Source organism: Enterobacter sp. RHBSTW-00318, assembly GCF_014101375.1.
Taxonomy (GTDB): Bacteria; Pseudomonadota; Gammaproteobacteria; order Enterobacterales; family Enterobacteriaceae; genus Enterobacter; species Enterobacter ludwigii.
On record NZ_JABXQH010000001.1, the window covers coordinates 110,126 to 136,304 of the forward strand.

The following is a 26,179-nucleotide window of genomic DNA, read 5'->3' on the forward strand; positions in this document are numbered from 1 at the left end:
GGGTAATTAGTATGGTTATTCCCCTTTGCCAAACGCGACTTTCAGGCGTTCAAGCCAGCCATCCATCGCGCTCCGGGTGAGCAGTTTTATCGCCCGTACCGCAGGCAGTCCTTGTTCAGTGAGCGGGGTGAACTGTGCGGCACTGAAGCGGTCCGGAGAACGCGTCAACAAGTCGATTGCCGCCGAAAGCGCCGGCGAATCAAGAGAAATATCATCATGGCTGTTTACCAGGATCTCACCCGTCAGGTCGAGCAGGATGGGCTCATGGCTGAGTACCGGCGTCAGCGCTTCAAGGGCGGGTTCGGCCTGCCAGCGGGAAAGCGATTCAAGCTGATGCGCGCTGGCATAACGCAGTTCAACGACAGGTAAAAGCGCCACCCAGGACTCAGGAGCAGCTGGCAGCGTGTGCGGCTGAATATGATGGCCGGGCAGCCAGCGTACAGGATGCCCCAGCAGGGCCTGAAAGACGGCCACCACGCGTGCCTGAAAACCGATAAAGCCGATAATCTGATTAATAAGCACCATGTCGTAGGTTGTCAGGCCCACCTCATCAAGCTGCTGCTGTGCTTTATCATCGATGACATCAGGTGAGCTGGCGAGCTGACGGGCGTACTGGGTGATTTGTGCCAGGCGGCGGTTACTTTCGCGTGAGGAGTCAGGGCCGGGAAGCGGGGCGAGGAGGGCGGCATAGTGGTTACACAACCGTTGGACGCCACAGGCCTGCGCGACCGTTAATGCAGTACTCAATCTGTCGTAGGCGCTGAGCGTATGCAGCCGGTTAACGGAGATTGAGAGCGGAAACAACAGGTGGCATAAGGTTCTGGCAGGGGTGAGCCAGCCAGTACAGGCGGCGACAATCTCGTCAGGCAGGGCTAAATCGAGCAAAAAACGATCGTCGACGTTAGCGGCTTCGGGCACCAGAGGCAGAACATCCGTCTGCGCGTGGTTTGACTGGGTTTCGTGGTACCAGTGGCCTTTGCCGGAAAAACGGCGTTGTTCCATGGGCGTTCCTTGATCTCAAAATGGCGATCAATATCCTGGCGTAAGGCAGATGTGGGGAAAAATATTGTTAGGTGATAACAAATAGCTGAACGGAATAACGAAGGGGTCGGGCGGAGGAAGGAAAACTCTCTTCCCGTGAGGGAAGAGAGTCACAGCTTATTTAATTTCCAGCTCGTTCATTGCAGCGATGTTGAAGCCGCCGTCAACGTGAACCACTTCGCCGGAGATACCCGCGGAAAGGTCAGAGCACAGGAACGCTGCAGAGTTACCCACATCTTCAATGGTAACGGTACGACGAATCGGAGTAACCGCTTCGCAGTGCGCCAGCATTTTACGGAAATCTTTGATACCGGAAGCTGCCAGGGTACGGATTGGACCCGCAGAGATAGCGTTCACACGCACACCTTCTGGACCCATCGCGTTCGCCATGTAGCGGACGTTTGCTTCCAGAGACGCTTTAGCCAGACCCATAACGTTGTAGTTAGGGATAGCACGTTCTGCGCCCAGATAGGACAGGGTCAGCAGAGCTGCGCCGGGGTTCAGCATCGCACGGCAAGATTTAGCCATTGCCACGAAGCTGTAGGAGCTGATGTCGTGAGCGATTTTGAAGCCATCACGGGTTACCGCGTTCACGTAGTCGCCGTCCAGCTGATCGCCAGGAGCGAAGCCGATGGAGTGAACGAAACCGTCGAATTTCGGCCATGCTTTTGCCAGTTCAGCAAACATGCCATCGATGCTTTCGTCTTGTGCAACGTCGCATTCCAGAACAAGGCTGGAACCCAGCTGCGCGGCAAACTCTTCTACACGGCCTTTCAGCTTGTCGTTCTGGTAGGTGAACGCCAGCTCAGCGCCTTCGCGATGCATAGCCTGTGCGATGCCGTATGCGATGGACAGTTTGCTGGCAACGCCAGTTACCAGAATGCGCTTACCGGAAAGAAAACCCATAGATTTAATCCTTATATTCATTGCTTATTTTTTGCCTTGTAAATCATAGCATTACAGGCAACATTTCAAAGTCATTCGAAATTAGCTCGAAATTATATCCCACTCAGTGCCCCTTGTGTCACGCTATTTCTCGCTCAAAGCCCGTGACGTATGTCATGGAAGGGGGTGAGCGAACGCGTTATCACGCTGTTTCACAGGCATCCGTCCATTATATCACTGCACGACCGGTTCGCCTCATCCAACCAGAGGCGGGCGTTTTTGCGCAAAATGATCCGTTCAGTGGATTTTACGTATTACAATCCAGTTAGAGTCAAAACATGAAAGAAATCATTAACAAACACGTTATAGACTGGGTTGAAGATAATATTTTATCTCTGGAGCATATCGATCGGCTGGTCGTAAAAACGGGTTACAGCAGAAGGACGCTCGAAATCTGGTTTAAACACCAATTCCACCAGTCGCTGGGTGAGTATATGCTCAGGAGACGAATGAGCTATGCCGCGTCTTTATTAAGGATGACGTCGCTGCCGGTCACCGAAATCGCTCACATTTTTCAGTATCATAGTGGACAGGGTTTTGCCCGCGCGTTTAAGAAATTGACCGGGAAAACACCGTCTCAATATCGAAGCGATGAAATATGGGACTTCCAGCGTTACCATCCTTCACTGTTATTAGAAGGGCTCCGTAAACCTGACGTGAAGATTTGTCGGCTGGCGCGGACGTTTTCCTATAACGATACCCTGACGGAATATGATCATATTTTTAATCCTGCGATACAGGATGTGACCAAAAGACTGAGAAAACTTTTGCTTGATCATCGTGGGGAGGTAAAAGAAATCGCCATCAGGGGACGGCGTCCAGAAGGCCTGGATAAAAGCCGGGAAAACATGGCTGAAGTCATAATTGATTATCTGTCACCGGATAATACGTCGCACCAAAAACAGGAATATCATTTTTCCGGTAAATATGCCGTTATGCGGTATGACGGTACCTGGAGCGCCTACGGTAAGCTCAGCAAAAAGAACTATTTTTATAACCGCTATAGACACCAGAATCTCGCCGTTCCTGCCTCTCATGTGGCAGGCCAGACGGAGCTGGCAACGAGCCTTGCGCTTTCGGAATCGGTTTATCAGACGTTTCAGAACAATAAGCGGCTGTATGTAGACTTCAATAGCCACGGCGATGTGGTGAATGTCAGCACATGGCGCTAGCGTTGCCTCTGGCCTTGCCGGTAAGGGTGATCTCACTGGTGAGTAAAGCGCAGTAGGAAATATCCCGGTTCGGTACGACATCGACCGGGATAATCCACTTCAACAGACTGAGGTCGGTTAACTGAAGCATCTGAAAAGAGGGTGGCAAGCCTGACCGGTTTGCCCCTCGATGTTAAGCAGAGAATGGTGTAAATCGCTCTGCCGTTTCACGTCTTTTATTTATGCGGTATTAATGAACATGAATAACATTACGTTGGCTGAGAAAATGATCGTGCTGTCCGGTGCGCTGCTGTTTGCACTGATGATCGCGGTGAACTCCTTTTTTGTTAATGATAATCCAGGTTTCAGGGTACCCATGACAACCTATTTGATCGTCATGATTGCGCTATTTTTTCTGGATACCATTATCTCTATTTTTATCCAGATGCAGTATGCGTCTGACCGATCTCATTTATCCCTGTTAATCCTGAGCATGGCGTTTCTGAGCGGTCTCATCTATTTCATAGAAACGATTATCGTCATTCAGCTTCCTGAAGACGCAGGGTTAACCCATACGCTAAAAACTAACGATACGGCGGTATTTTATTTTTTCCGCCAGTTAAGTTTTATTTTTTTGCTGGGGCTTGCTGTATGGGTGGAGAAACACACGGCACGGCGACGGTTCACATTACGGAATAAGGTCTGGCTGGCGCTAATATCGTTAATCCCCCTGGTTATGTTCCCGGTGCTGGCCCATGCGTTGAGCAGCTACAATCCAACCTGGACATTAACGATAGCCGCGTATCGCCCCGATCAGTATCATCCTGTCTGGGATGTCCGCTACGTTAACGCTCTGATAGTTCTCTGGTCGGCCCTGGCCTGCTACATGACTTACGTGACACGCTTTTCATCTGGCGTCTGGAACAGCATCATCGTGGTGTGCCTTTCTGCGATCACCTATAACTTTTTCCTGCTCTTACTCGATACGTATAACCTGTCGCTCTGGTATATCAGCCGGGCGGTAGAAGTGTTCAGTAAACTATTTGTTATCTGTACCTTACTGTTACATGTCTTCAGCTTGCTGAGATTTTTTGGCGATCGGGTTAACCGCGATCCCCTTACGCAGATCTTCAACCGCAAGTATTTTTTTGAGGCACTTCAGCGGCTCCGCATGCTCAGAACAGAAAAGGGCACCAGCATTATGATGCTGGATATCGATAACTTTAAGACCATTAATGACACCTGGGGACATCCTGTGGGGGACCGCGTCATTCTGGCGGTCGTGGATATTATTAAAGACAGTATTCGTGATAACGACGTCTTTGCCAGACTGGGAGGTGAGGAGTTTGGCCTGCTGTTGCCCGACACGGACAGGAGTGGTAATGACTCCAACTTATTGATAGTGTTTTATGTTCAGATAATGCCCGATGACTTTGTCATGCAGCTCCACCGATTTTGAGAACGACAGCGACTTCCGTCCCAGCCGTGCCAGGTGCTGCCTCAGATTCAGGTTATGCCGCTCAATTCGCTGCGTATATCGCTTGCTGATTACGTGCAGCTTTCCCTTCAGGCGGGATTCATACAGCGGCCAGCCATCCGTCATCCATATCACCACGTCAAAGGGTGACAGCAGGCTCATAAGACGCCCCAGCGTCGCCATAGTGCGTTCACCGAATACGTGCGCAACAACCGTCTTCCGGAGCCTGTCATACGCGTAAAACAGCCAGCGCTGGCGCGATTTAGCCCCGACGTATCCCCACTGTTCGTCCATTTCCGCGCAGACGATGACGTCACTGCCCGGCTGTATGCGCGAGGTTACCGACTGCGGCCTGAGTTTTTTAAATGGCGGAAAATCGTGTTGAGGCCAACGCCCATAATGCGGGCGGTTGCCCGGCATCCAACGCCATTCATGGCCATATCAATGATTTTCTGGTGCGTACCGGGTTGAGAAGCGGTGTAAGTGAACTGCAGTTGCCATGTTTTACGGCAGTGAGAGCAGAGATAGCGCTGATGTCCGGCAGTGCTTTTGCCGTTACGCACCACCCCGTCAGTAGCTGAACAGGAGGGACAGCTGATAGAAACAGAAGCCACTGGAGCACCTCAAAAACACCATCATACACTAAATCAGTAAGTTGGCAGCATCACCCATTCCCAGCTGCCTTCAAAGGACATTTTTGCATATTTTCCGGTAAGTAAAAGTGTGTCTTTCTTTGTTGTTTTAGTGCTGTCTAAACAATATGAAATTAAGACTTCTACCAGATAGGAACGGCTTTTACCCAGACGTTCTGGTCGGCGCGGCACTATGGCAAGCTGTTGGATCCGATCGCGATTCTCAAGCAGGATTTTTTTGATTTTTTTAGTGACATCGTGCACCGCAGTATCAAAAAGATGATCGTGCTCTATAATCTCATGGGTATACGGAAAAATCTCATTGAGTTCACAGAGTGTTATTTCGGGTGTTTTAAGATCGTCTAATAAAAATGAGGGCTGAAGGATATCAAAATCCCACTCTTTTGCATTTCTGTATTCAGAAGGGGTGAGTCCTGACATCTTTTTAAAGGCTCTTGAAAACCCCTGGCTGCTTTGGTAGTGAAATAAATAAGCAATGTCCGTAACGGGAAGCGACGTCATTCTGAGCATGATGGCTGCAAGGCTCAGCCTTCTCCTTAGGATGTACTCACCTAAAGAGAGGTGATATTTCTCTTTAAACCATGTTTCGATGGTTCTTCTGCTATACCCGGTATCTTTAACCAGTTGATCAATATGTAAAATAGAAAAGTTATTTTCCTCTACCCAGGTGAGAATATATTTACTAATACTTTCTTTCATTCGATATCTACAGCGTGTGGCGTCATGACGTAATTAATAAATTGCCGGTGGGGGTTATGCCGAATACTCGCTTTATTGCGGTGGGATTCTGGCAATGACCTTAATTTCAAAATCAAAGCCCGCAAGCCAGTTTACCCCCACGGCCGTCCAGTTCGGATAAGGGGGCGGGGGAACGCTAATTTTTTGGCTTCCATGATGGTTGAAAACTGATTTTCTGGATCGGTATGAAACGTCGTCACGTCGATCACATCATCAAACGTACATCCCGCGGCAGAAAGCGTAGCCTGGAGATTATCAAAAGCCAGTTGTACCTGAGCGCCGAAATCCGTTTCAGGTGTGCCGTCGCTGCGGCTTCCAACCTGGCCTGAGACAAATAACAGATCGCCAGAGCGAATGGCAGCAGAATAGCCATGTTCTTCATAGAGGGCATGACGATTAGCGGGAAATACAGGTTCACGTGGGTGCATGGCATTTCCTTTTCGATTGGGGGTATTGTTGAGATCACGCGGTCGTATTAACATACGCGGCGTATGTCAAAATCTAAACCACATACGCCACGTATGTCAAACGGAAAAACACAACGTAACCAAGGACGTCTTATGGCTGCAAAAAGCCGTGCCGAAACGGCCCAGGAAAATCGCGAAAAAATGATACAGGCAGGGCGCAAAGCTTTTGCCGAGAAAGGCTATGCCGCAGCCTCCATGGATGAGTTGACCGCAAGCGTGGGGTTAACACGTGGAGCGCTATACCATAATTTCACTGACAAGAAAGGCTTGCTGGCTGCGGTGGTCGCCCAGATAGACAGCGAAATGGCACGAAAGGCGAAGGAAATTGCCGCCAGCGCCGAGAATGACTGGGAACGACTGCTGGCGGAAGGCGTCGCTTACATCAAAATGGCGCTCGATCCGGAAGTGCAGCGTATTGTACTGCGTGATGGTCCGGCTGTTCTGGGTGACCCGGCCCACTGGCCCAGCCAGAATAGCTGCCTGGAATCTACCCGTCAGACCATAGAAAAAATGATTGAACGCAAGGTCCTGAAAGACATGGATGCAAACGTCGCTGCACAGCTGTTAAATGGCGCTGCGCTCAATGCTGCACTGTTGATAGCCGCCAGTGACGATCCACAGAAGACGTTGCCACATGCGATTGAGGTGTTTGTCCTGCTTGCAAGCGGGTTACGCCATCAGTGAAAGGAAAGGGTTAACGCGCGCGAGCTGCCATTTAACCCTTAAAGGAATGGGTGTGCCGGGGGCATTTTTGTCGGATAAGGGGCGTTAAAACGCCGCGAGGATTTCGCGTGTGGTGAGCGTTGTTAATCCGCCCCTTGCACCAACGCGCTAGCGGTCTTTTCTCCACGCGTCCGCGGTTAATGCTTCACCGAAATGGCCGGCGATCAATCGCTTAGTCAGTTCATGAAGCGGAGAGGCCATAACATCTGCGGTACTGCCACGTTCAACAACCTCACCCTGATGCATGACCATCACCTGGTCGCTGATGTGTTTCATCATCCCCAGATGTTGGGTCACGTAGATATACGAGATACCCTGTTTTTCCTGTAATTCGAGCATCAGGTTAATTAACTGCGACCGCATCGACATATCCAGCGAGGCGAGCGCTTCGTCGGCGATGATCACTTTCGGGCGCAATATCAGCGCACGCGCGAGCCCAAGACGCTGTTTCTGGCCGGGGGCGAGCATGTGCGGGTAATAGCTCTCGTGATCGGGCAGCAGCCCAACCATCCGCAGGGTTTCAAAAACGCGTTTGCGTCGCGCTTCTGGCTCGAGATCGGTATTCAGACGCAGCGGAAAATCGAGGATTTGCGAAATACGCTGACGCGGGTTGAGCGATGTCGACGGATCCTGGAAGATCATGCGGATACGCTGGCTGCGGAAAGAGTAATCACCGAATTCCAGCGGATGGTCATCTATCAGCACTTCGCCGCCGGAGGGTTCAACCATGCCTGCCAGCATCTTCGCCAGCGTGGATTTACCGGAACCGTTCTCACCGATGATCGCCAGCGTCTGTTTTTCGCGCAGGGTAAAGCTGAGCGGCTTCACGGCTTCAACGGTCTGACGATGGAACAGCCCGGTACGGTAGCGAAAGGTCTTACTCAGGTTACGGACTTCCAGTAAGGTTTCGACCATTTCACTCTCTCTCCATGTTCAGCGGGAAATGACAGGCATATAGATGATTTTTGGCCCCTGTCAGGCGTGGCGTCTCAATACATTTACGCTGCGCATACGGGCATCGCGGCCCCAGACGACAGCCAATCGGCAAGGACTCCAGCAGCGGGATAGCCCCGGGCAGGGTGTTCAGGCGACTCTTGTGTGGCATGGCGCTGCCAAAATCTGGAATGGCGCGGATCAGCGCCTGCGTATACGGATGATGCGGCGCGGTGATGAGGTCTTCACTCGGGGCGGTTTCGACCGTCTGCCCGCAGTACATCACATCAATCTTATCAGCCCATTTGCTGAGCATTTGCAGGTCGTGACTGATTAACAAAATGGTGGTGTTGTTGTTCTGGTTCAGACGCGTCAGCAGGCGGAAAATCTGCGCCTGCGTGGTCGGTTCCATCGCGTTGGTCGGTTCATCCGCAATCAGCAGACGCGGCTGATTGGCCAGCGCGATGGCAATCATCACTTTCTGACACTCACCGTCGGTCAGTTCGTACGGAAAACTGCGCATGGCATCTTTATGATCTTTGATCCCGACGCGGTGCAATAGCTCAATTGCACGACGCTTACGCCAGCCGAACCGTTGCCACCAGCGGCCTTTATAGGTCCATCCGGGAATGTTCTGCATCAGCTGTTTGCCCACGCGCTCGGACGGGTCAAGACAGGATTGCGGCTCCTGGAAAATCATCGATACGTTATGGCCGACCAGCTTGCGACGCTCGCGGGGAGAGAGGCGTTGCAGGTCGATATCATCAAAACGCATACGGTCAGCGGTGACGCGCCAGTTATCCTTCGCCACACCACAGATGGCTTTGGCGATCAGGCTTTTCCCTGAACCGGATTCACCCACCAGCCCGCGAATTTCACCCTCAGCAAGGGTGATACTAATGCGATCGACGGCTTTCACCCAGCCTTCACCGGTTTTGAACTCGATGGTCAGGTTGCGAATATCAAGAAGCGGCATTATTGCACCCCCGCATTAATTGCACGGCGTATACCATCGCCCAGCAGGTTGACAAGCAGCACACTCACCATAATGGCTGCGCCCGGTAACATAACCGTCCACGGCGCAACGTAGATAAGCTCGAGCGCGTCACCGAGCATCGCGCCCCATTCAGGCGACGGCAGCTGCGCGCCGAGATCGAGAAAACCAAGCGCCGCGATGTCCAGAATCGCCATCGACAGGGCGCGGGTGATCTCCGTGACTAGCCCGGCAGCGATGTTCGGCAGTACGGCAAACCAGAGGATGTTTAAGGTTGTTGCACCGTCCAGGCGAGCTGCGACGACATACTCTTTTTCCAGCTCGTCATGCACCATGCTGTATACCGAACGCACGATGCGGGGGAGGATCGCCAGCCAGACCGCGAACATGGCATGCGACAGGTGTGGCCCGACAAACGCCACCACAATGATGGCCAGCAGCAGGGACGGAATAGAGAGCAGGGTGTCGAGAATGTGGTTCAGTGCCGCCGAGCGCAGGCCATGCGTCGACCCGGCAAAGATGCCGAGCGCCAGACCGCAGATGGTGGCAGCAAACGTCACCACAAATGCACCGCCGACCGTCGGCGCCGCGCCGCTCAACAGGCGGCTCAATACGTCACGCCCCAGGTCGTCTGTCCCGAGGAAGAAAGAGACCTCACCGTAGCGCGACCAGGATGGGGGCAGCAGCTGATAGCCAAGGAACTGCTGATCAATACCATAGGGCGCAAACCAGGAGCCAAAAACGCAGAGCAACACCAGCCCGGCGAAGCCATAAAGGCCAATCATTGCCGTGGTGTCACCATAGAATTTACGCCACACGGTACGCAGCGCACCGGGCGTGCGCTTTTCACTGTATACGTTATCGTAGGGCATACCATTCCTTATGCTTCAACGGGTTGGCCATAGCACCCAAAATATCGGAAATCACGTTAACAATAATCACCAGAGAGCCAATCACCATGACGCCCGCGGAAATGGCGGCGTAGTCCTGCTGGCGGATAGCGTTAATCAACCATCGTCCCAGCCCCGGCCAGCTGAAGACCATTTCGGTAATCATCGCCAGGGTGAGCATGGTGGAAAACTGAAGCCCCAGTCGCGGGATAACAGGCGGCAGGGCGTTATGCAGCACATTACGGCGTAAGATAGTCAGGCGCGATAAGCCGCGCGTGGCGGCCGCTTTGACATAGTTTTGATCGAACACCTCGATGGTACTCAGGCGCATCAGGCGGATCACTTCGGTTGTGGGTGCCACCGCCAGCGTCAGTACCGGCAAGACCATATGGCGTACGGCGCTGACGATCATCTCATGTCGCCAGGCTGAATCAGACAGCCAGGCGTCAACGATAGCAAACCCGGTCACCGTTTTTACCGTATACAACAGGTCAAAACGGCCAGAAACCGGCAGCCAGCCCAGGTTGAGGGAAAAGAAAAGCGTCAGCAGCAGCGCCAGCCAGAAGATCGGGATCGAGAAGCCGAGCAGGGCGAGGGCGCTGATAAATTTATCCTGCCATTTGTTGCGATAAATCCCTGCCAGCATCCCTACCGGAATACCAACCATTAAGGCAAAACCGAATGCCAGAATGCACAGCTCCATTGTCGCCGGGAAAACCTCTTTCAGCTGCTCGGAGATGAGCTGTCCGTTGATGCTTGAAACACCGAAATCCCAGTGCAGCAGACCGTTAAACCAGAAGAGCCACGCATCCCACAGCGACGACCCCTGAAGCGGGGCGTGCGGGGTGAAATAGCTCAGACTGAAACCAACAAAGGTCAGGAAAAAGAGCGTCACCAACAGCAGCAGAAGGCGGCGCAAGGTAAAAATGATCATGGTTTTTTCACCTCTTGTTCTTTTTCGCGAGACACGCCGGCGAAGGAGGCGTTGCCGAACGGACTCAACACCAGGCCTTTAATATCATAGCGATAGGCCTGCAGGCGCAGGGACGAGGCCAGCGGTAGCACGGGCAGCTCTTCGGCAAGGATCTTCTGCGCTTCATCATAGGCGTCTATGCGTGACGCCAGCTGTTGGGACGCCAGCGCTTTTTGCAGCACGCCGTCAAATTCCCGGTTGCACCAGTGGGCGTAGTTGGTCTGGGAGTTAATCGCCGCACAGCTCAGCAACGGACGGAAGAAGCTGTCCGGGTCATTACTGTCGGTCGCCCAGCCTGTCAGGGTTAAATCATGGTTCATGTCCATCAGGCGCGCCTCCTGGAAACGACCCTCAACCGGCACGATGATCACTTTCACCCCCACCTGCGCCATATCTGCCTGCAACAGCTCGGCGGTCTTCAGCGGGCTTGGGTTCCAGGCCTGAGAACTGGTCGGTACCCAGAGTTGCAGCGTCAGGTTTTCCGCTCCCAGCGCTTTCAGCTGTTCACGCGCTTTTGCCGGGTTGTATTCCGTAATTTTAGCTTCACTGTCATAGGCCCACGAGGCTCGCGGCAAAATAGAGGCGGCGGTTTCTGCCGTACCGTAATAGATCGACTGCATCAGACGCTGGTTGTTAATGGCCAGCGCCAGCGCGTGGCGTACGGCAGGGTTGTTCAGCGGCGGCTTATCGGTATTAAACGCCAGATAGGCGATGTTCATGCCGGGGCGTAACGTCAGGCGCAAACGCGGATCGTCGCGCAAAATGGTGAGCTGGCTGGCAGCAGGCCACGCCAGCACGTCGCACTCCCCGGTCAGCAGTTTTGATAAACGCCCCGTCCCGCCAGAGCCAAGATCGACCACTACCTGTGGCATCAGCGGCGTGCCGCGCCAGAAATGCGCATGGCGCTGCAGGCGGATATATTGTCCGGAGCGATATTCGGCCAGCTGGAACGGACCGGTGCCGACTGGCTGACGGTCGATTAACTCCTGACGATCGATTTTGCTCAGGTTCGCAGCGTATTCAGCAGACATAACGGACGCATAGTGGGTGGCCAGGTGCCAGAGGAAAGAGGCATCCGGGCGCTTCAGCGAAAACTCCACCGTGCGGTTATCCAGCTTGCGAACGCTTTTAACGGTATCGGCAAACTGCAGGCTGTCGAAGTAGGGGAAGTTGCTGCCGTTAACGTTATGCCACGGGTGATTACGGTTAAAGATACGCTGGAACGTAAAGACCACGTCATCCGCGTTCAGTTTGCGCGTTGGGGTAAACCATGGCGTGTGCTGAAATGCGACATCATCGCGCAGGTGGAAACGGTAGGTCGCGCCGTTATCCAGGACTTCCCAGCTTTCGGCAAGCTCTGGCACCAGACGGTAGGTATAGGGATCCACATCAAGCAGACGGTCATAGAGTTGCGCGGCAAGGGTATCCACAATCAGGCCGCTGCCCGCTTTTTGCGGGTTAAATGTATCAACCTGACCGCTTACGCAATAGACGAAGCCGCTGTCGCGAATATCAGGTTGCGTAGCGGGTTCGGGCGCAGCAAACGCCAGGCTGCTGAACAAACCAAGTGCAAAGAAGGACGATAAAACCAGACGCATAATTTTTAAGGTTTTTAGGTTCGATCTGCAAAGTGTATCGCACTTACGCCTGCTTCGTAAAAATGTCTGCGGGTAAGTGCTGATATTGTCAGCGCATTTGATGCTTTTTGAGCAATGCCCTTAATTGATGGTAGGTCAGACCCAGGAGTTCAGCCGCCCGTTTCTGGTTATATTTCGCCACCTTCAGGCTCTGCTCAAGCAGCTGTTGTTCCTGTTCATGCTGGAACTGCCGCAAATCCAGGGGAAGTGAAGGGGAAGCCCCGGACACGGGCGGGGCGGAAGCTGGCTGCGGGCTACGCTGAAAAGGATCGAGAATAATGTTATCCAGCTCGGTCTCACTGCTGCCGTGGCGATAGACAGAACGCTCCACGACGTTTTTTAACTCACGGATATTTCCCGGCCAGTGGTAAGCGAGGAGTGTCTCCTTTGCATACTCGCTGAACCCCGGAAAAAGCGGCAGGCCGAGCTCGCGACACATCTGAATCGCAAACTGCTCTGCCAGCAGCATGATGTCGCTTCTTCGCTCGCGCAGCGGCGGGAGCTGAACGACGTCAAAGGCCAGCCGGTCGAGCAGGTCGGCACGGAATTTATCCTCTGCCACCATTTGCGGGAGGTTGGCATTGGTCGCGCACACCAGACGCACGTTGACCTGCAACGGCTGGCTACCGCCGACACGCTCCAGCTCGCCATACTCAATCACGCGCAGCAGCTTTTCCTGTACCAGCATGGGCGCGGTGGCCAGTTCATCAAGAAACAGCGTGCCGCCGTCGGCGCGTTCAAAACGACCCGGATGGCGTTTTTGGGCACCGGTAAAAGCACCGGCTTCATGACCGAAAAGCTCCGTGTCGAGCAGATTTTCATTCAACGCCGCGCAGTTAAGCGAAATGAAGGGGCCATCCCAGCGTCCGGATAAATAATGTAGACGGTTAGCAATCAGTTCCTTACCCGTGCCGCGCTCACCGATAATAAGCACCGGCTTGTTGAGCGGCGCGAGACGGGAGACCTGTTCGAGGACTTCCAGAAAACTGTTGGCTTCGCCGAGTAAATTGTCTTTGTATCCAGCCATGATGAAATTAACCACTCCTTAGTGATATTCACCAGGTGAGCATAGTGTGCCGATGCCTGGAAATCAACCACATCAAGTAAAATCAACAAGATAAAAACTTGGCACGGTATTTGTATTAGCTATGTAGCAGGGCATCGCCCGATAACAGAACTATGAGGATCACATTATGGGTATTTTTTCTCGTTTCGCCGACATCGTGAACGCCAATATCAACTCACTGCTTGAGAAAGCGGAAGATCCGCAGAAGCTGGTGCGCCTGATGATTCAGGAAATGGAAGATACGCTGGTTGAAGTGCGTTCTACCTCCGCCCGTGCGCTGGCTGAGAAAAAACAGTTAACGCGCCGCATTGAGCAGGCGACCGCTCAGCTTAACGAATGGCAGGAAAAAGCAGAACTTGCGCTGCGTAAAGATAAAGAAGACCTGGCCCGCGCCGCGCTGATTGAAAAACAGAAGCTGGCAGACATGGTCGCGACGCTCGAGCATGAAGTCACACTGGTCGATGATACCCTTTCGCGTATGAAGAAAGAGATTGGTGAGCTTGAGAATAAACTGAACGAAACGCGTGCGCGTCAGCAGGCGCTGGCATTGCGCCACCAGGCGGCAAGCTCATCCCGCGATGTACGTCGCCAGTTGGATAGCGGTAAGCTGGATGAAGCAATGGCACGTTTTGAGTCGTTTGAACGCCGTATCGACCATATGGAAGCGGAAGCGGAAAGTCACAGCATTGGTAAACAAAAGTCACTGGATCAGCAGTTCGCTGACCTGAAAGCGGACGATGAAATCAGCGAGCAACTTGCTGCGCTGAAAGCCAAAATGAAGCAAGACAACCAATAATAATTTGTGCGGCACCTGAGCGTGCCGCCACGCATCGTAAGACAAGGAGTACACATGAGCGCGCTTTTTCTGGCTATTCCCCTGACCATTTTCGTGCTGTTTGTTCTGCCGATTTGGTTATGGCTGCACTACAGCAACCGTTCTTCACGTGGTGAACTTTCCCAGAGTGAACAACAGCGTCTCGTACAGCTGACCGAACAGGCGAATAATATGCGCGAACGCATTCAGGCGCTGGAAGATATCCTCGATGCAGAACATCCAAACTGGAGGGACCGTTAATGGCTGGACTGAACCTGAACAAAAAATTGTGGCGCATTCCGCAGCAGGGAATGGTACGCGGCGTCTGTGCCGGACTGGCCCATTATCTTGATGTCCCGGTCAAACTGGTTCGCGTGGTAACGGTGCTGTCGATCTTCTTCGGTCTGGCGTTTATCACCCTGGTGGCGTACATCGTGCTGTCGTTTGTACTCGACCCGATGCCGGAAGGTGAACTGGCCGCAGAAGGCGCACCGACCAGCAACGATCTTCTCAACGCGGTTGACGATCAACTCGCCGCTGGGGAGAAGCGGTTACGTGAGATGGAGCGCTATGTCACATCTGACACCTTCACGCTGAGAAGCCGTTTTCGTCAGCTTTAAGAGAGAATATACATGAAGCAAAACTGGCAACAGGCCGGTCAGAAGGTAAAACCCGGCCTGAAAATCGCAGGTAAACTGGTCCTGCTGACGGCATTACGTTTCGGCCCGGCAGGTGTGGCGGGTTGGGCGATAAAATCTGTTGCCCGCAAGCCGGTAAGAATGTTGCTGGCTGTGGCGCTCGAACCTCTGCTGCAAAAAGTGGCAAAACGGCTTTCACGTCGCTACTTTCCCCAATAATTCCTGCGTACGTTAGCCTTTCTCGTTTTCGGGGCAGGCTAGCGATACTTCTTCGCTTTCCCTTTCTTTCTTTGCGGCAGCTCACAATACTGCGTTGAGCTGCTTTGCAATCGCCTTTTTCTGCGTCCCGGTCCGTTGACAGATATTTTTCATGGGAGTAGATTGCGCTCCGTGGGACCGCTACCATGGAAAATAAAATGCAGGCTAAAATTAAAGAAATCATTAATCTTGTTTACGGGGAATCATTTTCCGATACCCATTTTTCGGTGTTGCTGGAAAAGATTGATAACGCGATTTCTGTTATTACAGATAAGCGTAAGGTGGGGTGGGATGAAAAAGATGTTGTCCTGATTACGTATGCCGATCAGTTTTCGGCAGAAGGGGAGAAAGCCCTGCCGGTTTTCACACGGTTTTATAATAAGTGGCTCTCTCACTCCTTTTCACATGTTCATCTTTTACCTTTTTATCCGTGGTCTTCTGACGACGGTTTTTCTGTTATTGATTACCACGACGTCGCACCAGAAACAGGAACGTGGCAGGACATCGCCGAATTAAAACAATCAGCCAGTTTGATGTTTGATTTCGTCTGCAATCACATGTCGGCGCAAAGTCAATGGTTCGCGAATTACCTTAAGCAAATGCCGGGGTATAACGATTTCTTCATTTCTGTTGACCCTGAAACGGATCTGTCGGCCGTCACGCGACCGCGTGCTTTGCCCCTCCTCACGCCGTTTACGCTTCACGATGGCAGCGTACGCCACCTGTGGACCACCTTCAGCAGCGACCAGGTCGATCTCAATTTTGCCTCTCCTCAGGTTCTGATTGCGATGGTAGACGTGCTGCTGCACTACCTGACTGAAGGGGCGCGCTACATTCGTCTGGATGCCGTTGGGTTTATGTGGAAGATACCCGGAACGAGCTGTATCCATCTGGAACAAACCCATCAGCTTATCCAGCTTTTCCGTGCTATTACCGAGGCTGTCGCGCCGGGTACGGTGATAATCACTGAGACCAATGTCCCGCATAAAGACAACGTTGCCTACTTTGGTGACGGCAACAATGAAGCGCAGATGGTGTATCAGTTCTCCTTGCCGCCGCTTGTGCTGCATGCGCTACACCGTCAGGATGTCCGGGCGCTGTGTCAGTGGGCGTCGTCGTTGGCGCTTCCTTCCACGAAAACCACCTGGTTTAACTTTTTGGCCTCGCATGACGGGATTGGCCTCAATCCGTTACGCGGAATTTTACCCGAGTCTGAGATCCTCTCGCTGGTAGAGAAACTTCAGGCCGAGGGGGCGCTGGTCAACTGGAAAAACAATCCGGATGGAACGCGAAGCCCGTATGAAATCAATGTCACTTATCTTGATGCGTTAAGCACAAGGGACTGCGATGACAATCACCGTATTGCCCGGTTTATTCTGGCTCATGCTGTACTCCTGAGTTTCCCCGGTGTGCCTGCCGTCTATATCCAAAGTATTCTTGGCTCGCGTAATGATTATGAGGGCGTGGAGCGCCTGGGATATAACCGTGCGATTAACCGCAAAAAATACCTCGCCGGTGCAATCGACAGTGAACTTGAGAATGAAAATAGCCTGCGGCAGAAAGTCTATTATAGATTGCGTGAATTAATCGCCCTGAGGCGCGCAGAAAAAGCATTCCACCCTGACAGTCAGGCTTGTTTTAGTACGGCAGGCGAGCATGTATTAAAAATAATGCGTATTGCGCAAAGCGGCGAAAAAGTTACCGCGTTATTTAATTTCAGCGATCGCGTTCAAACGCTTGAGTCGAATATTCCATCCGGCAGGGAATTGATCGCCGGGAAAGATATTACTGGTACGACTCTGACCCTTAATCCATGGCAGGTGTTGTGGGTTAAAGAAAACTAAAAAAGGACCTTAAACATGAATATGCCCAAAATTGTGCTGATATCAGCACTGGTTTCGTGCGCCTTGTTGTCAGGCTGTAAGGATGACAAACCCTCTGCTGTCACCATTGAGTTTATGCACTCCTCAGTTGAACAGGAGCGTCAGGCGGTAATTACAAAACTGATTGAAAAATTCGAGAAAGAGAACCCGACGATTACGGTGAAACAGGTACCGGTAGAAGAGGATGCCTACAACACCAAAGTGATTACGTTGGCCCGCACCGGTGCGCTGCCCGAGGTCATTGAGGTCAGCCACGACTACGCAAAAGTCATGGATAAAGAGCAGCTGCTGGACCGGGATGCGATCAACGCCGCCATCAAAGCGGTGGGCGAAAACACCTTCTATGACGGAATTTTACGTGTCGTTCGCACGGAAGACGGCTCAGCCTGGACGGGGGTGCCAATCAGCGCTTGGCTGTCTGGCGTCTGGTATCACAAAGATGTGCTTGCTGCGGCGGGTATTGAGGAGCCGCATAACTGGGAACAGCTGCTGAAAGCCAGCCAACGCCTCAGCGATCCGGCTAAAAAACGCTATGGCATAGCGCTACCCACGGCAGAAAGCGTGATGACCGAGCAGGCGTTTTCTCAGTTTGCGCTTTCCGGTGGCGCGAACGTTTTTGACGCCAACGGGAAAATCAACATCGATACCCCGGAAATGGTGAACGCGCTGGCGTTCTATAAAGCACTGGCCGCGACCACCATGCCGGGCTCGAACGATGTCATGGAGATTAAAGATGCCTTTATGAATGGTTCGGCGCCGATGGCGGTGTATTCCACCTATATCCTGCCGGCGGTCTATAAAGACGGCAACCCAGCCAACCTGGGCTTTGTCGTTCCGACTGAAACGTCTTCAGCGGTCTACGGCATGGTCACATCGCTGACGATCACCTCCGGTCAAACAGAAGATGAAACCCAGGCTGCACAGAAGTTTGTTACCTGGATGGAGCAGGCACAGAACGCGTCTGACTGGGTGATGATGTCCCCGGGTGCCGCGCTGCCGGTGAACAAACTGGTCGTCGGCACGGACTCCTGGAAAGACAACGAGGTCATTAAAGCGTTTGGTCAACTTCCCTATGAGCTTATCGCCCAGTTCCCGAATGTGCAGGTATTTGGCGCCGTGGGCGACAAAAACTTTACCCGCATGGGTGATGTAACGGGGTCCGGCATCATCAGTTCCATGGTGCATAACGTCACAGTAGGTCAACAGGATCTCACTGCAACGTTAAGCAACAGCCAGAAGCGACTGACTGACCTGATTTCACAACGATAGGAGCGCTCTGCGGAAGGAAATTATGAAGACGTTGTTTTCTGGTCGTTCAGATATGCCTTTCGCCATGCTGCTGTTGGCCCCCAGCCTGATTTTGCTGGGGGGCCTGGTGGCCTGGCCGATGATTTCCAATATTGAAATCAGCTTTTTACGTTTGCCGCTTAACCCGCGCATTAGCGCCGTGTTTGTCGGGCTGGATAACTATGTTCGTATCCTCAGCGATGGCGCATTCTGGCACTCCCTGTGGATGACGTTCTGGTACACCGCCCTGGTGGTGATGGGCAGCACGGCGCTGGGGCTGGCCGTTGCCCTCTTTTTTAACCGGGAATTTCGCCTGCGGAAAACGGCGCGTTCACTGGTGATTTTGTCCTACGTCACACCATCCATCTCGCTGGTGTTTGCATGGAAATACATGTTCAACAACGGCTACGGCATTGTGAACTATCTGGGTGTCGATCTGTTGCACCTGTATGACCAGGCGCCGCTGTGGTTCGACAACCCGGGCAGCAGTTTTGTGCTGGTGGTGCTGTTCGCCATCTGGCGTTACTTCCCCTACGCGTTTATCTCGTTCCTCGCGATATTGCAGACCATCGATAAATCGCTGTACGAAGCCGCGGAAATGGATGGGGCAAATGCCTGGCAGCGTTTTCGTATCGTCACGCTGCCCGCCATTATGCCGGTGCTGGCCACGGTGATTACACTGCGAACCATCTGGATGTTCTATATGTTCGCTGATGTTTATCTCCTGACCACCAAGGTCGATATTTTGGGCGTCTATCTCTACAAGACCGCATTTGCCTTCAATGACCTCGGGAAAGCCGCTGCCATCTCCGTGGTGCTGTTCGTGATCATCTTCGCCGTCATTCTGCTGACCAGAAAAAGGGTAAACCTCAATGGCAACAAATAAACGCGTACTGGGTCGTCTCGGTTTTTATCTGGGGCTGGCGGTGTTTCTGATCATCACGCTGTTCCCGTTCTTTGTGATGTTAATGACCTCGCTTAAGAGCGCGAAAGAGGCGATATCGCTCCATCCGACCATCCTGCCGCAGGCGTGGACGCTGCAGCATTACATCGACATCTTTAATCCGCTGATCTTCCCGTTTGTGGACTACTTCAGAAACAGCATGGTGGTCTCGCTGATCTCGTCTGTAATTGCCGTTTTTCTCGGCACGCTGGGGGCTTACGCGTTATCCAAACTGCGTTTTAAAGGACGCACGACAATCAATGCGAGTTTTTACACCGTCTATATGTTCTCGGGGATTTTGCTGGTGGTGCCGCTGTTCAAAATCATCACCGCGCTGGGGATCTATGACACGGAGCTGGCGCTGATTATCACCATGGTGACCCAGACGCTGCCGACAGCCGTCTTTATGCTGCGCAGCTATTTCGACACCATTCCGGATGAAATAGAAGAAGCCGCGATGATGGACGGGCTTAACCGCCTGCAAATTATCTTCCGCATTACCGTTCCGCTGGCGATTTCCGGCCTCGTGTCGGTGTTCGTCTACTGCTTCATGGTGGCATGGAACGACTACCTGTTTGCATCCATTTTCCTGTCCAGCGCCAGCAATTTCACCTTGCCGGTTGGGCTGAACACCCTCTTTAGCACGCCAGATTATATCTGGGGTCGGATGATGGCGGCATCGCTGGTGACAGCGCTTCCGGTGGTCATCATGTACGCACTGTCTGAACGTTTTATCAAAAGTGGTTTGACCGCCGGTGGCGTTAAAGGCTGAGGCGGCCAGTTTTAACTAGGAGTCAGTCATGAAAAAGTTAGTTGCGACAGCGCCTCGTGTAGCGGCGCTGGTGGAATATGAAGATCGTCCTGTTGCCGTCCATGAAGTGAAAATTCGTGCGCGCTTCGGCGCGCCAAAACACGGCACCGAAGTGGTAGATTTCCGGGCGGCAAGTCCCTTCATTGATGAGGAGTTTAACGCGGAGTGGCAAATGTTTACCCCGCGTGAAGAGGGCGCGGCGCGGGGCATTGAGTTTGGTAAGTTCCAGCTGGGCAACATGATTGTTGGCGACATTATCGAATGCGGCGATGACGTGACGGAGTACCAGACGGGCGACCGTGTCTGCTGCTATGGGCCGCTGCAGGAGACGGTCATCGTGAATGCCGTTAATAACTACAAGCTGCGCAAAATGCCGCAAGGGTCTTCCTGGAAAAATGCTGTCTGTTACGACCCTGCGCAGTTCGCCATGAGCGGCGTGCGTGATGCTAACGTGCGGGTGGGGGATTTTGTCGTTGTGGTCGGACTGGGTGCCATTGGGCAGATTGCGATTCAGCTGGCGAAAAAAGCCGGTGCATCCATCGTCATCGGTGTCGACCCTATCGAACATCGCTGCGAAATTGCCCGCCGTCACGGGGCCGATTACTGCCTCAATCCGTTTGGCACCGATGTCGGTCTGGAGATTAAAAAACTGACCGGAAAGCAGGGCGCTGACGTGATTATCGAAACCAGCGGTTTTGCCGATGCATTGCAGTCTGCGCTGCGCGGGCTCGCCTACGGTGGAACGATCTCCTACGTGGCTTTCGCGAAACCGTTCGCAGAAGGGTTCAATCTGGGGCGTGAAGCCCACTTCAATAACGCGAAAATCGTTTTCTCGCGCGCCTGCAGCGAACCCAACCCGGATTACCCGCGCTGGAGCCGCAAGCGTATTGAAGAGACCTGCTGGGAACTGCTGATGAACGGTTATCTGAACTGCGAAGATCTGATTGACCCGGTTGTCACCTTTACCACCAGCGCTGAGAGCTACATGAAGTATGTCGATCAGCATCCGGAACTGAGCATCAAGATGGGCGTCACTTTTTAAGCTAAGGAGAGCATCAATGAAAATCGCAACGCAAAACCAGGCCTTTTTCCCGACTTCTATTCTGGAGAAATTCCAGTACATCAAAGCGATGGGTTTTGATGGCTATGAAATTGACGGCAAATTGCTGGTGGACAATCTCGATGAAGTGAAAGCCGCAATCACCGCCACGGGCCTGCCGGTGACCACCGCCTGCGGGGGATATGACGGCTGGATTGGTGACTTCATTGAAGAACGTCGTCTGAACGGATTAAAACAGATCGAACGCATCCTGGAAGCACTGGCTGAAGTGGGTGGAAAGGGGATTATTGTGCCCGCTGCCTGGGGAATGTTTACCTTCCGTTTGCCGCCGATGACCTCTCCACGCAGCCTGGCGGGTGACCGCGAAGCGGTGAGTGCTTCGCTGCGTTATCTGGATGAGGTAGCGGCGCGTACCGGGACCACCGTTTACCTTGAGCCGCTCAACCGCTACCAGGATCACATGATCAACACGCTCGCGGATGCGCGTCGCTATATCGAAGAGAACGCGCTCAGGCATGTGCAGATCATCGGCGACTTTTACCACATGAATATCGAAGAAGATTCGCTAACAGAGGCGCTGCATCGCAACCGGGATCTGCTGGGTCATGTGCATATCGCCGATAACCATCGCTATCAGCCTGGCAGCGGGACGCTGGATTTTGCCACGTTGTTCGGACAGCTTCGTGCGGACAACTATCAGGGCTACGTGGTGTATGAGTGCCGTGTCCGCGCCGACGATCCGGCCCAGGCTTACCAGGATTCACTCACGTATCTGCGTGAATGCTAAGGATGATGAGCGTGATGAGTGCTTCAACACCTTCGATTCTGCGCGTCGCCATTATTGGCGCCGGGCAGGTCGCGGACAAAGTGCATGCCTCGTATTACGCCACACGCAGTGATGTTCAAATGGTCGCTGTCATGGACAGCGGCCTTGAACAGGCACAGGCGTTTGCGGAACGTCATGCAATTCCTTCGGTCTGGCAGAATGCATCTGAAATGCTGCAGGCGGTAAAACCTGATGTGGTCAGCGTCTGCTCCCCAAACCGGTTCCATTTTGAACATGTCATGGCGGCACTGGAGGCCGGATGTCATGTGATGTGCGAAAAACCGCCTGCCATGACGCCGCAACAGGCTGACCAGATGCGCATGGCGGCCCGTAAAGCGGGAAAAGTGCTGGCGTATGATTTTCACCATCGGTTTGCGCTCGACACGCAGCTGCTTCGTGACGCTGTCACAAATGGGGCGTTAGGTGAGATCTACTTTACGTCGGCGCAGGCGCTGCGTCGTTGCGGCGTGCCGGGCTGGGGCGTCTTTACGAACAAATCGCTACAGGGTGGCGGACCGCTTATCGATATCGGTATTCATATGCTGGATGCCGCGATGTATGTGCTGGGTTTCCCGGCGGTAAAAAGGGTGACCGCCCACAGCTTCCAGAAGCTGGGGAACCGTAAAAACAGTGGACAGTTTGGCGAGTGGGATCCCGCCCGGTTTACCGTTGAAGATGCTTTGTTTGGCACAATTGAATTCTGCAATGGCGGCGTTCTGCGCCTGGATACCTCGTTTGCGCTGAATATCCGCGAGCAGTCGATCATGAATGTTTCATTCTGTGGCGAAAAGGCGGGGGCCACGCTCTTCCCGGCTCACATTTACCACGATGAGGCGGGCGTTTTACAGACCCTCATGCAGCGTGATGAGGCAGACGACCAGCGTCACCTGCGCAGCATGGAGGCGTTTGTACGCCATGTGCTGGGAGAGCCGGTTATGATCGCAGATGCGGAACAGGGGCTGGTTATCCAGCAACTTGTTGCCGCGCTTTATGAATCGGCGGATACAGGGGAAAGCGTGACGTTATGCTGAATGTGTCTGTTTTAACCGAACCGGGCTTCTCTCCCCACAGTCTGAATAAATACGCCTCCATCATGGCTTGCGGCAATGGCTACATGGGCATTCGCGCGGCACACGAAGAGGATTACACCCAGCAAACCAGAGGCATGTATCTCGCCGGGCTTTACCATCGCGCAGGTCGCAATGAGACCACGGAGTTAATCAATCTGCCGGATATTACCGGTATTGAGGTTGAACTGGATGGTGTGAATTTTACCCTGCTTTCCGGGGCGCTTCTTGAGTGGCAGCGCGAGCTGGCGTTTGCCAATGGTGAACTGCGTCGCAGCGTGCTCTGGCGCTCGCCCGACGGGAAACGCTATCGCCTGGAGAGCCGTCGTTTCGTTTCTCTCGCTCAGCTGCCGTTAGTGGCAATGCAACTCGCCATCACTCCCCTTGATGGGCCCTCGCAGGTGGTGTTGAAAACCGGAATTGATGCGACGCAAACCAACAGCGGCAGGCAGCATCTGGATGAGATTTCAGTCCGGGTATTCGACCAGAACTGTATGCAGGGCGTGTATGAAACGCAGGACCGGGTCTCTGACGTCGTTATATCCGCGTTCTGCCGGCTTTCAGCGGGTAGCGAAAGCTGCTTTACCGCTAAAAATCGTCGCATCAGTGCGCATTACGACCTGAACGTTTCGCAGGGTGACGCTGTCACGCTTGAAAAGATCGTCTGGGTCGCCCACCGCAGTGACAAAGCCCTTTCGCAGTCGTCGTTTGCGCGTAACGCACTGGCCGAACTCAAGGTGTGCGCAGCGCGAGGCTACGCATCGTTGCTGGAGAGCTCTGCCTGCGCCTGGGAAGACGTCTGGCGAGATGCGCGGGTGGCGGTAACGTCTGCGGAACCGCAGGATCAGCTCGCGCTGGATTATACCGTCTGGCATCTGACCGCCATGACGCCTGCCGACAATGAGCGCTGCAGTATCGCCGCGAAAGGATTGACCGGCGAAGGGTATAAAGGCCACGTCTTCTGGGATACCGAAATTTTCCTGCTGCCTTTCCATCTCTTTACGCGTCCGCAGGTCGCCCGCAGTCTGCTGCGTTATCGCTGGCTCAACCTGGCCGGGGCTCGTGAAAAAGCGCGTCGCAACGGCTGGCCTGGCGCACTTTTCCCCTGGGAGAGTGCCGCGAGCGGTCAGGAGGAAACGCCGGAATATGCGGCAATCAACATCCGCACGGGCACGCGCCAGAAAGTGGCCTCTGCGCTGGCAGAACATCACATTGTGGCGGACATTGCCTGGGCTGTCGTGGCCTACTGGCAGGCGACACATGATGACGCTTTTATGCGTAACGAAGGGCTGACGCTACTGATAGAGACGGCAACGTTCTGGATGGGGCGGGCGACGGAAGTCAATGGTCGCCTGGAAATCCACGATGTGATCGGGCCGGATGAGTACACGGAGCACGTCAATAACAATGCCTACACCAACTATCTGGCCTGGCACAATGTCGCCTGTGCGCGCCAGTTTATGGCGATGTTCAATCGTGAAGATGATGGCTTCATGGAGAATGCCAGCCGGTTTATGTCCCGTTTGTGGTTACCGCAAGCCAACGCAGAAGGGGTCCTTCCTCAGGATGATACCTTCATGGCGAAACCGGCTATCGATCTGAGCCGCTATAAGGCGAAAGCGGGTAAACAGACCATTCTGCTCGATTACTCCCGCGCGGAAGTGAACGAGATGCAGATCCTTAAACAGGCCGACGTGGTGATGCTCAACTACCTGCTGCCGGAACGGTTTACCCCACAGCAGTGTGCTGCCAACCTGGCGTACTACGAGCCGCGTACCATACACGACTCTTCGCTGAGCAAAGCGATTCACGGAATTGTTGCTGCCCGGTGTGGCGATACGGAAAGGGCCTACGCCTTCTGGCGCGAGGGTGTCGCCATCGATCTGGGCGACGATCCGCACAGCTGCGATGACGGGATTCATGCTGCCGCCACCGGGGCTATCTGGTCCGGCGTTATTCAGGGATTTGCCGGTATGCAGATCGTCCAGGGGGAATTGCATCTTGCCCCGAAGCTGCCTGCCCACTGGCGAAAACTGGCTTTCCCGCTGCGATGGAGAAACGCGCGTATGCACTTCACGTTTGAAAATGATGTTTTAACGATTGAAACCACTGCACCGGTGACCTTAACGCTGTGGGGTAAAACCCTGTGCATAACGGATCGGCAGGTCTGTTCTTTCAGGGATTTTTTTACATCTCTTGGTGGGACCGCTACCACAGGAGCAAATCATGAAGCCTGAGGCCGTTGTCTTCGATCTTGATGGTGTGATCACCGATACCGCGCACCTGCATTTTCTGGCCTGGCGTGCCGTGGCGCAGGAAATTGGCATCTCGCTCGACGTGGCGTTCAACGACGAGCTGAAAGGGATAAGCCGTATGGAATCGCTGCAGCGGATTCTGCGCCATGGCGGAAAAGAGGAGGAGTTTAACGACCAGCAGCGGCAGGCGCTCGCGGATAAAAAGAACGCGCGCTACGTCGGGTCTCTGGCGTCGTTGACGCAGGATTCTCTGCTTCCGGGCATCCGCGAGGTGCTGGCGGAAATTCGTGCGGCGAACGTCAAAATCGGGCTGGCCTCAGTGTCCCTTAACGCCCCCGGTATTTTGCAGGCGCTGGGCATTGAGAGGGCTTTTGATTTCTGCGCCGATGCCTCGCGCATTGCCCGCTCAAAACCGGACCCGGAGATCTTTCTTGCGGCCTGCACCGGGCTGAATGTGCGCCCCGAGCAGGCTATCGGAATCGAAGATGCTGCAGCCGGCGTTGAGGCAATCAACGCGGCGGGAATGCTCTCGGTCGGGATTGGACCTGGCCTGAACCATGCGGGCTTACAACTTCATTCAACGCAGGAACTGACCTGGAAATGCCTGACAGATTTCTGGGCATCCCGAACGGTAATGATAAGGAATTAA

At 53.5% G+C, this 26,179-nt stretch carries 26 protein-coding genes and 1 pseudogene; 16 read left to right on the forward strand and 11 right to left on the reverse strand.

The window, feature by feature from the left end; all coding sequences use genetic code 11:
• Positions 1 to 15: 15 nt before the first annotated feature.
• Both HV157_RS00645 and fabI read right to left on the reverse strand, forming a co-directional pair.
• Positions 16 to 1,002 (reverse strand): oxidoreductase, encoded by a 987-nt coding sequence (locus HV157_RS00645; RefSeq protein WP_014170359.1) that lies wholly within the window; start codon positions 1,000 to 1,002, stop codon positions 16 to 18.
• Positions 1,003 to 1,158: 156 nt separating this feature from the next.
• Positions 1,159 to 1,947 carry an enoyl-ACP reductase FabI gene (gene fabI / locus HV157_RS00650; RefSeq protein ID WP_020882447.1) on the reverse strand — a complete coding sequence of 263 codons (789 nt, stop codon included), beginning with the start codon at positions 1,945 to 1,947 and terminating at the stop codon, positions 1,159 to 1,161.
• Positions 1,948 to 2,264: 317 nt separating this feature from the next.
• On the opposite strand from fabI, the gene HV157_RS00655 reads away from it, so the two are divergent.
• Positions 2,265 to 3,158, forward strand: a complete 894-nt coding sequence (locus HV157_RS00655) for a helix-turn-helix domain-containing protein (RefSeq protein WP_126488184.1) — start codon at positions 2,265 to 2,267, stop codon at positions 3,156 to 3,158.
• 238 nt (positions 3,159 to 3,396) lie between these two features.
• On the forward strand, positions 3,397 to 4,596 hold the full coding sequence (locus tag HV157_RS00660) for a GGDEF domain-containing protein (protein ID WP_249420790.1): 1,200 nt from the start codon (positions 3,397 to 3,399) through the stop codon (positions 4,594 to 4,596).
• Here HV157_RS00660 and HV157_RS00665 read toward each other — a convergent pair.
• The 3 genes and pseudogenes from HV157_RS00665 to HV157_RS00675 all read right to left on the reverse strand — a co-directional run bounded on the left by HV157_RS00665 (position 4,531) and on the right by HV157_RS00675 (position 6,433).
• Positions 4,531 to 5,228, reverse strand: a protein-coding gene (locus HV157_RS00665; RefSeq protein ID WP_095033700.1) for an IS1-like element IS1B family transposase whose coding sequence is annotated in 2 segments (ribosomal slippage) — positions 4,531 to 4,979 and positions 4,979 to 5,228 — 699 coding nt in all. Because the reading frame shifts where the segments join, the coding sequence is not laid out codon by codon here. The two genes, HV157_RS00660 and HV157_RS00665, sit on opposite strands and share 66 nt — an antisense overlap.
• 33 nt (positions 5,229 to 5,261) lie before the next feature.
• The gene (locus HV157_RS00670; protein WP_249420789.1) at positions 5,262 to 5,966 is read right to left on the reverse strand and encodes a helix-turn-helix transcriptional regulator; all 705 of its coding nucleotides are present in this window, start codon (positions 5,964 to 5,966) and stop codon (positions 5,262 to 5,264) included.
• A 72-nt stretch (positions 5,967 to 6,038) separates the two neighbouring features.
• Positions 6,039 to 6,433: pseudogene (locus HV157_RS00675) on the reverse strand (RidA family protein).
• 132 nt (positions 6,434 to 6,565) lie between these two features.
• Here HV157_RS00675 and HV157_RS00680 point away from each other — a divergent pair.
• A complete protein-coding gene (locus HV157_RS00680; protein ID WP_032678285.1) occupies positions 6,566 to 7,156 on the forward strand; it encodes a TetR/AcrR family transcriptional regulator in 591 nt (196 codons plus the stop codon).
• A gap of 147 nt (positions 7,157 to 7,303) precedes the next feature.
• Here HV157_RS00680 and sapF read toward each other — a convergent pair whose 3' ends face one another.
• The 6 genes from sapF to pspF form a co-directional block, all read right to left on the reverse strand.
• On the reverse strand, positions 7,304 to 8,110 hold the full coding sequence (sapF, locus tag HV157_RS00685) for a putrescine export ABC transporter ATP-binding protein SapF (RefSeq protein WP_014170351.1): 807 nt from the start codon (positions 8,108 to 8,110) through the stop codon (positions 7,304 to 7,306).
• A 1-nt stretch (position 8,111) separates the two neighbouring features.
• Positions 8,112 to 9,104, reverse strand: coding sequence for a putrescine export ABC transporter ATP-binding protein SapD (gene sapD, locus HV157_RS00690; RefSeq protein ID WP_014170350.1), 993 nt, complete (start codon positions 9,102 to 9,104; stop codon positions 8,112 to 8,114).
• A complete protein-coding gene (gene sapC, locus HV157_RS00695) occupies positions 9,104 to 9,994 on the reverse strand; it encodes a putrescine export ABC transporter permease SapC (protein WP_014170349.1) in 891 nt (296 codons plus the stop codon). Before sapC ends, sapD begins: the two co-directional genes overlap by 1 nt.
• The gene (gene sapB / locus HV157_RS00700; protein WP_014170348.1) at positions 9,981 to 10,946 is read right to left on the reverse strand and encodes a putrescine export ABC transporter permease SapB; all 966 of its coding nucleotides are present in this window, start codon (positions 10,944 to 10,946) and stop codon (positions 9,981 to 9,983) included. The genes sapC and sapB overlap by 14 nt, the downstream gene beginning before the upstream one ends.
• Positions 10,943 to 12,583: an ABC transporter substrate-binding protein SapA gene (gene sapA / locus HV157_RS00705; protein WP_020882454.1), complete on the reverse strand. Its 1,641-nt coding sequence runs from the start codon at positions 12,581 to 12,583 to the stop codon at positions 10,943 to 10,945. The genes sapB and sapA overlap by 4 nt, the downstream gene beginning before the upstream one ends.
• Positions 12,584 to 12,671: 88 nt before the next feature.
• Entirely contained in the window at positions 12,672 to 13,649 is a 978-nt protein-coding gene (gene pspF, locus HV157_RS00710) for a phage shock protein operon transcriptional activator (protein ID WP_121339613.1), read from the reverse strand.
• Positions 13,650 to 13,815: 166 nt separating this feature from the next.
• Between pspF and pspA the strand changes: the two genes are divergently transcribed.
• From pspA to pgmB, 13 genes are all read left to right on the forward strand, one after another.
• Positions 13,816 to 14,484, forward strand: a complete 669-nt coding sequence (gene pspA, locus HV157_RS00715; RefSeq protein WP_014170345.1) for a phage shock protein PspA — start codon at positions 13,816 to 13,818, stop codon at positions 14,482 to 14,484.
• 54 nt (positions 14,485 to 14,538) lie between these two features.
• Positions 14,539 to 14,763 (forward strand): envelope stress response membrane protein PspB, encoded by a 225-nt coding sequence (gene pspB / locus HV157_RS00720; RefSeq protein ID WP_020882456.1) that lies wholly within the window; start codon positions 14,539 to 14,541, stop codon positions 14,761 to 14,763.
• Positions 14,763 to 15,122: an envelope stress response membrane protein PspC gene (gene pspC, locus HV157_RS00725; protein ID WP_014170343.1), complete on the forward strand. Its 360-nt coding sequence runs from the start codon at positions 14,763 to 14,765 to the stop codon at positions 15,120 to 15,122. Before pspB ends, pspC begins: the two co-directional genes overlap by 1 nt.
• Before the next feature lie 12 nt (positions 15,123 to 15,134).
• The gene (gene pspD / locus HV157_RS00730) at positions 15,135 to 15,359 is read left to right on the forward strand and encodes a phage shock protein PspD (protein ID WP_014170342.1); all 225 of its coding nucleotides are present in this window, start codon (positions 15,135 to 15,137) and stop codon (positions 15,357 to 15,359) included.
• A 185-nt stretch (positions 15,360 to 15,544) separates the two neighbouring features.
• Positions 15,545 to 17,242, forward strand: coding sequence for a sugar phosphorylase (locus HV157_RS00735; RefSeq protein WP_269836865.1), 1,698 nt, complete (start codon positions 15,545 to 15,547; stop codon positions 17,240 to 17,242).
• A 15-nt stretch (positions 17,243 to 17,257) separates the two neighbouring features.
• Positions 17,258 to 18,550, forward strand: a complete 1,293-nt coding sequence (locus HV157_RS00740) for an ABC transporter substrate-binding protein (protein WP_032678282.1) — start codon at positions 17,258 to 17,260, stop codon at positions 18,548 to 18,550.
• 22 nt (positions 18,551 to 18,572) lie between these two features.
• Positions 18,573 to 19,454 (forward strand): sugar ABC transporter permease, encoded by an 882-nt coding sequence (locus HV157_RS00745; RefSeq protein ID WP_025204014.1) that lies wholly within the window; start codon positions 18,573 to 18,575, stop codon positions 19,452 to 19,454.
• Entirely contained in the window at positions 19,441 to 20,283 is an 843-nt protein-coding gene (locus tag HV157_RS00750; RefSeq protein ID WP_176587177.1) for a carbohydrate ABC transporter permease, read from the forward strand. The genes HV157_RS00745 and HV157_RS00750 overlap by 14 nt, the downstream gene beginning before the upstream one ends.
• 28 nt (positions 20,284 to 20,311) lie before the next feature.
• A complete protein-coding gene (locus HV157_RS00755; RefSeq protein ID WP_020882461.1) occupies positions 20,312 to 21,364 on the forward strand; it encodes a zinc-binding alcohol dehydrogenase in 1,053 nt (350 codons plus the stop codon).
• A gap of 16 nt (positions 21,365 to 21,380) precedes the next feature.
• On the forward strand, positions 21,381 to 22,169 hold the full coding sequence (locus HV157_RS00760; RefSeq protein WP_020882462.1) for a sugar phosphate isomerase/epimerase: 789 nt from the start codon (positions 21,381 to 21,383) through the stop codon (positions 22,167 to 22,169).
• An 11-nt stretch (positions 22,170 to 22,180) separates the two neighbouring features.
• Complete coding sequence (locus HV157_RS00765; protein WP_182268628.1) at positions 22,181 to 23,239, forward strand: Gfo/Idh/MocA family oxidoreductase; 1,059 nt, start codon at positions 22,181 to 22,183, stop codon at positions 23,237 to 23,239.
• Positions 23,233 to 25,512: a glycoside hydrolase family 65 protein gene (locus HV157_RS00770; RefSeq protein ID WP_182268627.1), complete on the forward strand. Its 2,280-nt coding sequence runs from the start codon at positions 23,233 to 23,235 to the stop codon at positions 25,510 to 25,512. Before HV157_RS00765 ends, HV157_RS00770 begins: the two co-directional genes overlap by 7 nt.
• On the forward strand, positions 25,502 to 26,179 hold the full coding sequence (gene pgmB / locus HV157_RS00775) for a beta-phosphoglucomutase (RefSeq protein ID WP_182268626.1): 678 nt from the start codon (positions 25,502 to 25,504) through the stop codon (positions 26,177 to 26,179). Before HV157_RS00770 ends, pgmB begins: the two co-directional genes overlap by 11 nt.